The sequence below is a fragment of the Roseateles sp. P5_E4 genome, from assembly GCF_054049255.1.
In genome coordinates, this window is sequence record NZ_JBFUMS010000004.1 from 258578 (window position 1) to 270767 (window position 12190).

The 12190-nt window shown below is 68.8% G+C and carries 14 protein-coding genes; 8 read left to right on the forward strand and 6 right to left on the reverse strand.

The window, feature by feature from the left end; translation table 11 throughout:
• Positions 1-23: 23 nt before the first annotated feature.
• The 4 genes from ACXJLH_RS10360 (at position 24) to ACXJLH_RS10375 (ending at position 3513) form a co-directional block, all read left to right on the forward strand.
• Positions 24-1163 (forward strand): MFS transporter, encoded by a 1140-nt coding sequence (locus ACXJLH_RS10360; protein ID WP_056193059.1) that lies wholly within the window; start codon positions 24-26, stop codon positions 1161-1163.
• Positions 1164-1221: 58 nt separating this feature from the next.
• Entirely contained in the window at positions 1222-1998 is a 777-nt protein-coding gene (locus tag ACXJLH_RS10365) for a class I SAM-dependent methyltransferase (RefSeq protein ID WP_457443906.1), read from the forward strand.
• 35 nt (positions 1999-2033) lie between these two features.
• On the forward strand, positions 2034-2837 hold the full coding sequence (locus tag ACXJLH_RS10370; RefSeq protein ID WP_457443908.1) for a DUF2520 domain-containing protein: 804 nt from the start codon (positions 2034-2036) through the stop codon (positions 2835-2837).
• A 121-nt stretch (positions 2838-2958) separates the two neighbouring features.
• Positions 2959-3513: a protein phosphatase CheZ gene (locus ACXJLH_RS10375; protein ID WP_056193051.1), complete on the forward strand. Its 555-nt coding sequence runs from the start codon at positions 2959-2961 to the stop codon at positions 3511-3513.
• Here the strand turns inward: ACXJLH_RS10375 and ACXJLH_RS10380 are convergent.
• Entirely contained in the window at positions 3510-4331 is an 822-nt protein-coding gene (locus ACXJLH_RS10380) for a M90 family metallopeptidase (protein WP_056193048.1), read from the reverse strand. The genes ACXJLH_RS10375 and ACXJLH_RS10380 overlap by 4 nt on opposite strands.
• A gap of 79 nt (positions 4332-4410) precedes the next feature.
• Between ACXJLH_RS10380 and ACXJLH_RS10385 the strand changes: the two genes are divergently transcribed.
• A complete protein-coding gene (locus tag ACXJLH_RS10385; RefSeq protein WP_457322637.1) occupies positions 4411-5574 on the forward strand; it encodes a YbfB/YjiJ family MFS transporter in 1164 nt (387 codons plus the stop codon).
• Positions 5575-5583: 9 nt separating this feature from the next.
• Here the strand turns inward: ACXJLH_RS10385 and ACXJLH_RS10390 are convergent, their stop codons facing one another.
• Entirely contained in the window at positions 5584-5838 is a 255-nt protein-coding gene (locus tag ACXJLH_RS10390; protein ID WP_157281155.1) for a hypothetical protein, read from the reverse strand.
• 337 nt (positions 5839-6175) lie between these two features.
• On the opposite strand from ACXJLH_RS10390, the gene ACXJLH_RS10395 reads away from it, so the two are divergent.
• A complete protein-coding gene (locus tag ACXJLH_RS10395) occupies positions 6176-6352 on the forward strand; it encodes a hypothetical protein (protein WP_200955217.1) in 177 nt (58 codons plus the stop codon).
• 39 nt (positions 6353-6391) lie between these two features.
• Positions 6392-6724 (forward strand): hypothetical protein, encoded by a 333-nt coding sequence (locus tag ACXJLH_RS10400; protein WP_457351556.1) that lies wholly within the window; start codon positions 6392-6394, stop codon positions 6722-6724.
• A gap of 63 nt (positions 6725-6787) precedes the next feature.
• Here ACXJLH_RS10400 and ACXJLH_RS10405 read toward each other — a convergent pair whose 3' ends face one another.
• The 4 genes from ACXJLH_RS10405 to ylqF all read right to left on the reverse strand — a co-directional run bounded on the left by ACXJLH_RS10405 (position 6788) and on the right by ylqF (position 11596).
• On the reverse strand, positions 6788-7990 hold the full coding sequence (locus ACXJLH_RS10405) for an acetyl-CoA C-acetyltransferase (protein WP_457351554.1): 1203 nt from the start codon (positions 7988-7990) through the stop codon (positions 6788-6790).
• 17 nt (positions 7991-8007) lie between these two features.
• The gene (locus ACXJLH_RS10410) at positions 8008-9174 is read right to left on the reverse strand and encodes an acyl-CoA dehydrogenase family protein (RefSeq protein ID WP_457443910.1); all 1167 of its coding nucleotides are present in this window, start codon (positions 9172-9174) and stop codon (positions 8008-8010) included.
• Positions 9171-10565 carry a wax ester/triacylglycerol synthase domain-containing protein gene (locus tag ACXJLH_RS10415; RefSeq protein ID WP_457443913.1) on the reverse strand — a complete coding sequence of 465 codons (1395 nt, stop codon included), beginning with the start codon at positions 10563-10565 and terminating at the stop codon, positions 9171-9173. Before ACXJLH_RS10415 ends, ACXJLH_RS10410 begins: the two co-directional genes overlap by 4 nt.
• Positions 10566-10630: 65 nt before the next feature.
• Positions 10631-11596: a ribosome biogenesis GTPase YlqF gene (gene ylqF, locus ACXJLH_RS10420; protein ID WP_457443915.1), complete on the reverse strand. Its 966-nt coding sequence runs from the start codon at positions 11594-11596 to the stop codon at positions 10631-10633.
• Positions 11597-11704: 108 nt separating this feature from the next.
• Here ylqF and ACXJLH_RS10425 point away from each other — a divergent pair, with 108 nt between their 5' ends.
• Positions 11705-12103: a cold-shock protein gene (locus ACXJLH_RS10425; RefSeq protein WP_457443916.1), complete on the forward strand. Its 399-nt coding sequence runs from the start codon at positions 11705-11707 to the stop codon at positions 12101-12103.
• The last annotated feature ends 87 nt before the right edge of the window (positions 12104-12190 follow it).

Consider the following 12190-nt stretch of genomic DNA (forward strand, 5'->3'; position numbering starts at 1 on the left):
GCGGCGCTGGCGATGATGGAGTGATGACCTCGTCCACCTCCCGCCAGCTCTGGCTGCTGGCCCTGGCCAATTTCGCCATCGGCATGGGCGCCTTCGTGGTCGTCGGCGTGCTGTCGCCGGTGGCGCTGGCCTTCGGCGTCGACCGGGCGCAAGCCGGTGCGCTGATGAGCGTCTATGCCGGCACCTATGCGGTCGCCTCGCCGCTGCTGGTGGCGGCCACTGGGAGGCTGGACCGAAGGCGGCTGATGTCCATCGGCCTGGCATTATTTGCGCTGGGTGCCGTGATGGCCGCGCTGGCGCCCGGCTTTGCGCTGCTGCTGGCGGCGCGCGCCGTGATGGCATTGGGCGGCGGCCTGGTCACGCCGGTGGCCGCCTCGGTCGGCGTTGCGTTGGCCGGGCCGGGCCAGCAGGGCCGGGCCCTGGCTATCGTCTTCGGCGGGTTGACGCTGGCCCAGGTGCTGGGCATTCCGGCCGGCGCCTGGCTGGGCTATGCGCTGGGCTGGCAGGCGGCCTTTGTCGTCGTCGCCGTGCTGACCTTGCTGAGCCTCGCCGCCATGGTGGTGGCCCTGCCGGCCGGCATCGCGGTGCCGGTGGCCAGCCTGAAGAGCCTTGGCGCCGTGCTGCGCAGTGGCCGGCTGATGGGGGCAGTGGCCTTCACGGCACTCTTCATCGGCGCGCTCTATGTTTGCTACACCTTTGTGGCGCCACTGCTGGAGTCCGTCTACGGCCTCAGCCGCGACGGCGTGACCGGCATGCTGCTGCTGTTCGGCCTGGGCGCCGTCGCCGGCAATGCAATGGGCGGCCGGCTGACCGACCGCATCGGGTCGCGCCGCACGCTGGTGCTGCTGTGCCTGGCACAGTGCCTGCTGATGCCGGCGCTGACCCTGCCGACCTGGCCGCTTGCGGTGATGGGGGCGCTGGTCTTCACCTGGAGCGTGTTCGGCTGGAGCTTCATGGTGCCGCAGCAGGCGCGGCTGGCGGCGCTGGACCCGGCCCGGCTGCCGGTGCTGTTCGCGTTGAACGCCTCGGCCATCTATGTCGGTGCGACGCTGGGCGCCAGCGTGGGCGGCATGGTGCTGAAGGGGCTCGGCCTGCATGCGCTGGGCCTGTTTGGCGCCGCGCTGGCCCTGCTTGGTCTGGCGTCTTTGGCATTCCGTCGCTGACCTTGGACAGGGGCCGACGAGCACCGGATACTGGCTGTTCCACAAGGAGACACTCCCTATGAAGACCTGGCTGATCGCCACTCTCGCCACTTCCGCCATGTTTGCTGCTGCGGGCGCACAAGCTCACGACGCCGACCCGCTGAAGGCCGCCGTTGCCGCCGACAACCGCTTGGTGGGCAATGTCGCCCGCGATGCGCAACGCCACCCCTACGAAACGCTGAGCTTCTTCGGCATCAAGCCGACCGACACCGTCGTCGAACTCGCCCCGGGCGGTGGTTGGTTCACCGAGATCCTTGCCCCCTATCTGCGCGAAGGAGGTCAGCTCTATGCGGCCGACGGCGGCAGCGCGCGCTTCAAGGCCAAGATGGATTCGATGGGCGTCTACGGCAAGGTCAAGATCACGGCCTTCGACCCGGCCAAGGGCGTGTTTGACATCGCCCCGGCCGGCAGCGCCGATGCGGTGCTGACCTTCCGCAATGTGCACAACTGGATGAACGGTGGCACGGCCCAGGCCGTCTTCGACGCCGCTTTCAAGGCGCTGAAGCCTGGCGGCACATTGGGGGTCGAGGAGCACCGGCTGCCGGTCTCGCGCACCCAGGACCCCAAGGCCCCGAGCGGCTATGTGCAGGAGGCCACCGTCATCAAGTTCGCCGAGAGCGCGGGTTTCAAGCTTGCCGGCAGAAGCGAGGTCAACGCCAACCCCAAGGACACGGCCGACCACCCCGACGGCGTCTGGACGCTGCCGCCGACCTATGCGCTGAAGGACAAGGATCGCTCGAAGTACCAGGCCATCGGTGAGAGCGACCGCATGACGCTGAAGTTCGTCAAGCCCTGAGAAGGCATTCGCACCTTCTTCGCCCGCGCCCACTCATGAGACATGCTGTGATCGGGTACGGCCGGCTGGCCAGGGCGCTGGTGCCGGCGTTCCGAGCGGCGGGCGAGGAGGTCGTCGTTGGTCGACGCTCGCCGGGTGAAGGCGAGTTCGCAATGGCCGATGCCGCGCAGGCGGCCGACTGGGTCTGGTTGACAGTCCCCGACGATCAGATCGCCACGACCGCCGCCGCCTTGCCGTGGCGCGCCGGCCAACTGGCCTTGCATTGCAGCGGCGCGACGCCGCTGGCCGCGCTGGGCCCGGCGACGGCCGTGGCAGGCTTTCACCCATTGAAACTGCTGGCCGGTGATGCCGGCCTCGCCGGCGTGCATGTCGGTATCGAGGCGGATGCAGCACACCGGCCTGCGCTGGAAGCACTCGCTCACGCGCTGGGCCTGGTGCCATTGGCGTTGCCGTCGCCGATGACGGCCCAGGCGCGGGCTGCCTATCACGCCGCGGCCAACCTGGCCGCCAGCGGCGTGCTGGCCGTGCTGGCCGAAGCCCAAACGCTGTGGGCGGCCGCTGGACTGGCGCGGGCCCAAGCCCTGCCGGCCCTGGTGCCGTTGACCCGCGGCGCATTGGACACGGCCCTGGACCGTGGCCTGGCCGGTGCCGTCTCGGGGCCTGTCGCGCGCGGCGACACCGGCGTGCTGGGCCGCCATCTGCAGGCGCTGGCGTCTGCCGGGCTGGACGCCGACCTGCTGCTGGCGCTGGGCCGGCGCCAGCTTCTGCTGGCCGAGGAAGCTGGCCGCCTCGACGTGACGCAGGCCGCGGCTTTGCGCGCACTGCTCGCGGCGCCCTGAAGTGCAACCCGCGTGACAAAGGCCGCGTTCGGCCACCGACCGCGCAGTTGCGCACTGGGGAGGCGCTTCTAAACTGGTTGAAGCCCCGTCGCTGCTGCCGGGCCCATACAGGGAGTTCCACATGTCCGACGCGTCCATCCAGGCCATGATCCGGGCCGACGCCGCCCAGATCCTGCATGACGTGGTCGACGAGTTGCCCGATGCGCGCGAGCGCCTGGCCTATGTGCGCAGCATGACCGAGCAGGCGGCCACCAAGGTGCTCAACCTGGTGGAAGCCGCCCAGGACGACGCCGAGGCGGTGCGCAAGAAGGGCCGCGAGCTGTCCGACGCGCTGAACCGCCTGGCCCTGTCCAGCAACATCAGCGCCGACCGCGCCCGTGCGCTGATGAAACTGTGCGCCGCCTACGCCGCCGATGCCGCAAGCTTTGCCGCGCGCGAGAAGTCGCTGCACACCGAGATCATGATGTCGCAGGACTTCCAGGATCTCTCGGGCCAGGTCATCAACAAGGTCAGCAAGATGCTGGAGCGCGCCGAGCCGCCGCTCAAGGATCTCGTCCAGTCGCTGCCCGCGCCGGCGGCTGCCGCCGTGTCCGCCGAGCTCGGTGGCGTGCAGACGCCGGACAAGGCGCTCAAGCAGGACGATGTGGACGATCTGCTCGCCAGCCTCGGCTTCTAGTTCCAGCTCGCCGGGTCCAGCCGGTAGTAGCCACTGAGCTCGCTGTACAGCGCCGGGTGACCTGCGGCCAGCTCGATCGGCCGCTCGAAGAATAGCTCGCTGATCACCGCGAAGAATTCCGCCGGGTCGGTCGCACCATAGGCGTCGATGAGCCCCGGCTCGCCGCGGGCCAGCCGCCAGCGCAGTGCATCGAACTCGTTTTGCATCACCGTCGACCAGCGCCGGTAGGCCTCGGCTGACGGCAGTGCCGGCGCGCCATTGGCCGGGCCGCCCGCCTGGTCGAGCTGATGCGCGAACTCGTGGATGACGACGTTGTGCCCATCGCCCGGCGTGGCCGCACCACGCTTGACTTCATCCCAGGCCAGCAGCACCTGGCCCTGGCTCCAGCTCTCGCCGGCCAGCACGCGGCGCTGGTCTGACAGCACGCCGCCCGATTCGGTCACCGGCCGGTCGACGACGAAGGCGCCGGGGTAGACCAGCACCTGGCGCAGCTCCGGGTAGACGCCGCGCGCTGCACCCAGCAGTGGCAGGCAGGCCAGGGCCGCGACGGTGACGCGAATCTCGTCCGTCACGCGCAGGCCGCGGCAGCCGAGGATGGGTTTTTCGGCGAGGAAGACCTGCATCAACCCTTTCAGGCGCAGTTGCTGGCGCGCCGGCAGCCGGGACACCAGCGGCACATGGCGGCGCAGCAGGCGCCGCCACGACTGCGGGAAGGGGCGGCTGGCGATGCGCTCGCGGCGGCGGCGCACCCACAGCGGCCACATCGCGATACCGGCGGCGGCGAGCAGGACGAGGCAGAAGCAGATGAACAGCGGCATGCTGGGCAACTGGGCCCGGCCGCACGCTTTGCAAGCCCCCCAGTGCCTGGGGTATGCCCGGCTCGCTTAACCTGCGGCCATGGCCGAGCCCGAATTCCGTCTGCGCGCCTGGCAGGTGCTGCTGGGTGGCATCTGTGCGCTGGTGCTGACCATCGGCCTCGCGCGCTTCGCCTACACGCCGCTGTTGCCGCAGATGCAGGCCCAGGCGGGCCTGGGCGTCGCCGACGGCGGGCTGCTGGCGGCCATCAACTACGCGGGCTATATGAGCGGCGCGCTGCTGGCGGCCTGGATCGAGAGCCCGACCTGGCGCCAGCGCCTGTACAGCTGGGGCCTGCCGACGGCTTTGGCCATCACCGCGCTGATGGGTTGGAGCACGAGCTTCGGCGGCTGGGCGTTGTCGCGCTATGTCGGTGGCCTGTGCGGCGCGGCCGGCATGCTGCTGGGCTCGGGCCTGGTGCAGGGCTGGTTGATCCGGTCGGGGCGCCGGCCCGAGCTGGGCATCTACTTCATCGGCCTGGGGCTGGGCATCGTCGTGTCGGCCCTGGGTGCGATGGGCATGACGCAGTGGAATCTGAACTGGGCCCTGCAATGGCAGGGCTATGCCTTGCTCGGCTTGGTCTTCCTGATCCCGGCCTGGGCCTGGCGCCCGCCGGTGCCGCCGCCGGCCGCGAAAGCCGCGTCCGATGCAGCACCCAGCCGGCGTTGGATGGCGCTGATGGTGGCGGCCTATTTCTGCGCGGGCTGGGGCTTCGTCGTCAACGCGACCTTCACTGTCGCCATCGTCGAGGCTCAGCCGCTGCTGGCCGGACAGGGGCCTTGGGCCTGGCTGCTGGTGGGCTTGTCGGCGACGCCGGCTGTGTTCGTCTGGGATCGCATTGCGCGCCGCACGGGCGACGTTGGCGCGCTGCTGATCGCTTTCGGCGTGCAGATCTTCGCCGTGTTGCTGCCGATATTGGCCAGCGGTCTGGTGGCCGCGTTGGCGGGCGCGCTGCTGTATGGCGCGACCTTCATCGGTATCGTCAGCCTGACGCTGGCTCTGGTTGGCCGGCATTCACCCGCCAATCCAGGCAAGGCGATGGCCCGGCTGACGCTGAGCTATGGCATGGCACAGATCAGCGCGCCTGCGCTGACCGGTCGGATGGTCGAGGCCGGCGGCGGCTTCGATGTCGCGCTGTGGCTGACGGCAGCCGTGATGGCGGCCGGCATGGCCTGCCTGGCCGCGCTGCTGCGGGAATCGCGCTGAGCCTTTGCCTCAGCTGCCCTTGCCGGGAGGGGCGGAGCGCTGGTTGCGCACGGCCTCGCTGACGGCCTGGGTGCTGCGCTGCGCCGCCTCGCGTTCAGCGGCGGTGGTGCAGCGCGTCTTGGGCAGCATGCTGCCGGTGGGTGAGTCGCGCTCGCAGATGGTGCCGTTGTCGGCCGCAGCCTGGGCGCCGCTTTGGGCGGGCGGTGTCGTCGAAGCGCAGGCGGCCAGTGCGAGCGGCAGCAGCGTCAGGAAGATTCGTTTCATGTCGAAAGTCGGTTCGGGTGAAGCGCCGCAGAATACCGCGGGCCAGACCTCCTGATTCCCTCGTGATCCCGTGACATCAAGGCCGCTGTCAGCGACGCCGGCAGCGGCAACCCGCTCAGCAGGTTCGGCACCGACCAACACGCCGTGCAGTACGAACACGAGATGGGCCGGCCCAGGGTGCAGCGCGACCGAGACGCGTTTCATCGCCCGGATGGACTGCTATCTGAAGCCGCAGCAACAGTCCGCCACGGAGTAACTCTGTGTGACGCCGTCATCCGCCACGGGCTCGTGGCGGTTAGTGGGGCACGGCCGCGTATTTCGTGGCCTGGAGATCCTCATGAAACGACTGGCCCTGGCCATTGCCCTGATTTCTACCGCCCTGCTGTCGGGCTGCATCATCGTGCCGGCCCGCCACGGCGGTTACCACAGGGACGGCTATTACCGGGATGGCGGCCACCAACGTGACGGCGGTTACTACCGCGGCAGCGTCTACGTTCAGCCTGGCTCGAGGTAACCGAATGGGCCGTCTCCCTGAGGCGGCCTGGAGATTCCGATGAAACGACTCACTCTGGCGTTCGCCCTGGCTTCATCTGCACTGCTGTCGGCCTGCGTGGTCGTGCCTGCCCACCGGGCCGGCTACTACGACGGTGGCTCGACCATCGTGGTCGACGCGCCGCCTCCCGCACCCTATGCCGAGGTCGTGCCCGTCACGCCCTATACGGGCGCAGTCTGGGTCAATGGCTACTGGGGCTGGAACGGCGGCCGTCACCACTGGGTGCCCGGCTACTACGAGCGCCCGCGTGCCGGCTATCGCTATGAGCCTCACCGCTGGGAGAGCCGCGGTGGCCGCTGGCATTTGCGTGCCGGCGGCTGGATCAGGCTGTAGGGCCTTTCTGGCCACAACCCTTGCGGCGGGTCTTCGCGACCCATTGCCGCCGGGAGACAGGCCCTAGACCCGTTCGATGATGGTGGCGATGCCCATGCCGCCGCCGACGCACAGCGTCACGGCGCCGGTCTGGAGATCGCGTCGCTCCAACTCATCGAGCAAGGTGCCCAGCAGCATGGCGCCGGTTGCGCCCAACGGGTGGCCGAGCGCAATTGAACCGCCGTTCACGTTGACGCGATCCAGGTCCAGGCCCAGATCGCGCGCCGTCTTCATCGGCACCGCGGCGAAGGCCTCGTTGATTTCCCACAGGTCGATATCGGACGCCTGCATGCCGGCCTGGCGCAGTGCCTTCTGACAGGCTGGTGTCGTGCCGGTCAACATGATGGTCGGCTCGCTGCCGACGACGGCGGCCGCACGGATGCGCGCGCGGGGCTTGACTCCCGCCGCTTCGCCGCCGGCCTTGGAGCCCACCAGCACCAGGGCTGCGCCATCAACGATGCCCGATGAATTGCCGGCATGGTGGCGGTGTTCGATCGCCGACGCCTGCGGGTATTTGCGCAATGCCAGGCCGTCGAACTTCGCGCCCAGCTTGATGAAGCTGGGGTTCAGCGCCGCCAGCGTCTCGATGGACGTTTGTGGGCGGATGGTTTCGTCCTCGGCCAGCAGCAGGGCGCCGGCTTCGTCATGTACCGGCACCAGCGCGCTCGCGAAGCGCCCTTCGGCACGCGCCGCGGTGGCACGCTGGTGGGAGCGCGCCGCGTAGGCGTCGAGCTCATCGCGCGTGAAGCCCTCCAGCGTTGCGATCAGATCAGCGCTGATGCCCTGCGGCACGAAACCGATGGCGCTGACGACGCGCTCGTCCAGCATCCAGGCGCCGCCGTCGCTGCCCATGGGCACGCGGCTCATGCTCTCGACACCGCCGGCCACGACCAGGCGTTCGAAGCCGCTGGCCACCTTGGCCGCGGCGAGGTTGACGCTCTCCAGCCCCGAGGCGCAGAAGCGTGACTGCGTGACGCCGCCCACCGACTGCGCCCAGCCGGCGTCCAGCACGGCGATGCGGGCGATGTCGCCACCCTGCTCGGCGATGGGTGTCACGCAGCCGAGGATGACGTCGTCGACCAACGACGTGTCGAGCTGGGTGCGCTGCTGCAGGGCCTGCAGCACGCTGCGCACCAGCCAGATCGGCGTGGCCGCGTGCAGCGAACCGTCGGGCTTGCCCTTGCCGCGCGGCGTGCGGCAATGGCCGTAGAGATAGGCGTCGAACATGGGGGTCTCCAGGGGCCTCACATGGATCGCGAAGCCAGCTCTTTCATGATTTCATTGGTGCCGCCGTAGATGCGCGTCACGCGGGCGTTGGCCCACAGTTCGGCAATCGGCGTCTCCAGCATGTAGCCATAACCGCCGAAGAGCTGCAGGCAGGCGTCGGTCAGCCGCGAGGCGAGGTCGCTGCACCAGGCCTTCACCAGCGCCGCGCGGGCGGCGTCGAGCTCACCTTTCAGATGGGCCGAGATGGCGGCATCGAGCAGCGCGCGGGCGGCGAGCACGTCGCTCTGCGCCTGGGCCAGCACGAAACGGGTGTTCTGGAAGTTCCAGATCGGCTGGCCGAAGGCCTCGCGCTGCTTGGCGTAGGCCACCGTGTCGTCCAGCGCGCGTTCCATCATCGCGACGGCCTGGCATGCGATGACGAGGCGTTCCTGCGGCAGTTCGCCCATCAACTGGCCAAAGGCCAGGCCCTCGCTTGACCCAAGCAGGTTGGCGGCCGGCACGCGCAGCTCATCAAAGAAAAGCTCGCTGGTGTCCTGGGCGTGCAGGCCGATCTTGTCCAGGCGACGGCGCGTCAGGCCTGTCGTGTCGGCATCGATCTCCGCGACGACCAGCGACAAGCCCTTGGCACCCGGCGCGTCCCCGGTGCGGCAGACGATGACGATGAGGTCGGCGTTCTGTCCATTGGTGATGAAGGTCTTCTGCCCGTTGATGACGTAGTGGTCGCCCTTTTCGTCAGTGACGTGGCGTGCGCGGGTGCGGATGGCCTGCAGGTCAGAGCCCGTGCCCGGTTCCGTCATCGCGATGGCGCCAACGCGCTTGCCGGTGGCCATCGCTGGCAGCCAGCGCGCCTTCTGCTCGTCATTGCCGTGGCGCAGCAGATAGGGCGCGACGATGGCCGAGTGCACGCTGCCGCCGAAGCCGCCCAGGTTGGCCCGCGCCGCCGCCATGACGATGACGGCCTCATGGCCGAAGTCGCCGCCGCTGCCGCCGAAGGCTTCCGGCATGGCCGCGCACAGCAGGCCCTGGGCACCGGCTTCGTGCCAGGTGTCGCGCTCCATCAGGCCGGCCGCGCGCCAGGCGGCGGCGCGCGGTACCCAGCGCTCGCTGAAGAAGCGCGCGGCGCTGTCCTGAAGCAGGTGGTGCTCCTCGGTCATCCAGTTCGAGGGGAAGAGCGGAAGACTCATGAAATGCCGACGGCTTCTTCCAGCGTCGCGATCTCTTCCTCCACATAGGCCGCCAGCCGGCCCAGGTTGGGCAGGGCGTCGGTTGCAATCAGGCCGAAGTAAAGAGTGCCGGCATAGCTGAACAACGTGATGTTGAGCAGATGGGTGGCCGGCAGCGTCGACATCGGGTGCATCTCCAGCAACGGTGCGCCCTTGATGTACAGGCGCTCGGCCGGCCCAGGCACGTTGGACACCAGCGTGTTGCCCATGGGCGTGACGACATCGGCCAGCTTGAGCATGCCGGCGATCTGGCCGAGCAGGCCGGTCAGGATGGTGTAGGTCTCGACCGCCTCGGGCGCGACGGCGTCGATCATCGTACGCACATTGCGCAGCGAGTAGCCGACATTGCGCAGCCGCACAAAGGCGTCGTCGGTGGGCGGCGACAGGTCGACCAGGATGATGCCGATCTTGTTGCCACCGCTCTTCTCGCCTTCGCGGCGCAGGTTCACCGGCATCTGGATGGTGATGGGCCGGTCCAGCTCGATGCCCTCGTCGGCCAGGTAACGGTGCATGGCGCCGTCCAGGCAGGTCAGGGCGACGTGGTTGAGCGTGGCGCGTGACACCTTGCGGATGGCGTCGATGCGGGCCATGGGCACGGCGGTGGTGGCGAACTGGCGGCCTGGCGTGGCATTGCCGGTGAAGGGTGTACCGCGGCTGGCCATGAAGGGCAAGGCGATGGCGTTCTTGGTCAGCTTGATGGCTTCCAGCGCCAGCATGGCCGTGAGCCGGCCGATGCCGACGGCGCGTTTGCTGTTGGCGGTGAGCTGCTTCCAGACGGTGCCGGCGACGGCCTGATCCAGCCGCTTCTTGCGCGACAGGCCGCTGGCGCGGCGCGCGTGCGACAAGGTCCAGACCGGCGTGACCGTGTCGTCGTCGGGCGTCGCGCGCAGGGACTCGACGCCCCAGCGCGTCATCGTGATGCCGTCGGCCACGGCATGGTGCATCTTGTAGTAGATGGCGAATTGCTTGTCCCACAGGCCGGCGATGACATGCACCTCCCACAGCGGCCGGCTGCGGTCCAGCACCGGTTCGTGCAACTCCGCGGCAAAGGCATAGAGGGCCTCGCGGTCGTTCTGGCCGGCCTTGAGCTTGTGGAAGAAGACGTGTTGCGCCAGGTCCACCGATTCGGCCGTGCTCCAGCTCGGCATCAGCGTGGGCGAGACGAAGTTGATGACGGCATCGAAGGGCGCCTGCACGTCGGTGTGGGTCAGGAACTCCTCATAGAGCTGCTTGGCGAAGTTGGCGCCGCCACCCTTGGGAATCTGGTGGATGTGCAGGCCCGCCACATGCTTGGGACTGGCCTCGCTTTCGGCAATGAAGAAGGCGAGGTCGAGCAGGGAGAGTCGGCTCATGATGTCTCGTGTCGTTCCGGGCGGCCCAGCATAGGCGCGCCGGTGAGACGGTCAAGGCCGGGAATTTACGCGCTTGTTTCCGCGTCCCCGCTGGACGACTTTCTCTTGCCGCTGCGGCGTTCCTTGTCGGCCAGACGCGCGGCCTCTGCCTCGGCGGCCTTGCGCTCTTCCTCGTCGGCCGCCGCTCGACGCCAGGCCGTCATCTCGTCAGGGGTTTCCAGCGTGATGCAGCCCAGCGCCCCGCCGCGGAAGTCCATCAGCAACGCTTCGGCGGCCTTGTGCATCAGCACGCCGCCGCCGCGCACCTTGGCGCCGCGTTTGGTGCCGATGGCCTCCAGCACGGCGTCGTCGGCGCCAAGCTCGGTGAGGCCGTAGCGCTGCTGCAGGCGCTCGGGGTAGTGGCGCTTGAGCACCGCAATCAGCTCCAGCGCCACCTCCTCCTCGTCGAAGGCATTGCGGCCGATGGCGCCGCTGGCGGCCAGGTTGTAGCCGCTCTGCTCGATGGCGATGCGTGGCCACAGCATGCCCGGCGTGTCGAACAGGTAGAAGCCGTTCTCCAGCACGAACTTCTGCTCGATCTTGGTGATGCCGGGCTCGTCGCCCGTCTTGGCGGCGCGCTTGCCGACCAGGGTATTGATCAGCGTGCTCTTGCCAACGTTGGGAATGCCGCAGATCAGCACGCGCAGCGGCTTGTGCATGTCGCCGCGCAGCGGTGCGAGCTCGCGGCAGGCCTTGATGAGGGCGCGCGCCGGCGCCTTGTCGCCGGCATCCAGCGGGATGGCGCGGGTGTGCGGCTGGGCGTTGTAGTAGTCCAGCCAGGCGGCGGTCTGGGCCGGGTCGGCCAGGTCCTGCTTGTTCAGTACCTTCAGCGACGGCCGGCCCGTCGTCAGTGCAGCCAGCAGCGGGTTGCTGCTGGAGCCGGGCAGGCGCGCGTCGAGCAGTTCAATGACCACGTCCAGCCCCGCCTTCACGCGATCCTTGATCGCCTGACGGGTGGAATTCATGTGGCCGGGGAACCAGTTGATGGGCATGCGCAGGGGAGGTGGGAATTTGGGAGGGCGGATTGTCGGTGGCTTACATCCGGTTGCGGCGATCTGCGCCGCATCCCCCAAGATCTGGGGGTAGTCGTTGAGGTGAATATGAGATTCGAAGGCGTACTGAGCGCGTGGAACCAGGATGCCGGCTACGGCACCATCCGGCCCTCTGGCGGGGGAGAGGAAGTCTTCGTCGGCTTGGCCGCGTTCCCGACAGACGGCGAGGGTCCTCGGATGGACGAGCCGCTGAGCTTTGAAATTGTCACGAGCCGTGACGGTCGCAAGCAGGCGGTGAATCTGAAGCGGCTGTCGCAGGCCCATCTCAGCCCGGCGCTGCGTGCATCGGCGGGCGGCACGCGCGTCCGCGCCCGTCAGGCCCATAAGAAACGGCGCCTGGGCTTGCTGGCCGGGGGCGCCGTGGTCACGGTGATGCTGGTGGCGGGTGGGGTGCACTGGTGGCAGCCCGCGGACCGGACCGGCGAGTTGCCGGTGATGAAGCGCTGAGGCGCTGCTCTCGGGCGCTGCTCATGCCAGCCGGCCTGCATGCCGGCTGTCCTGAAACCCGCGTCGCACAGTGCGCAGGCACTGTGC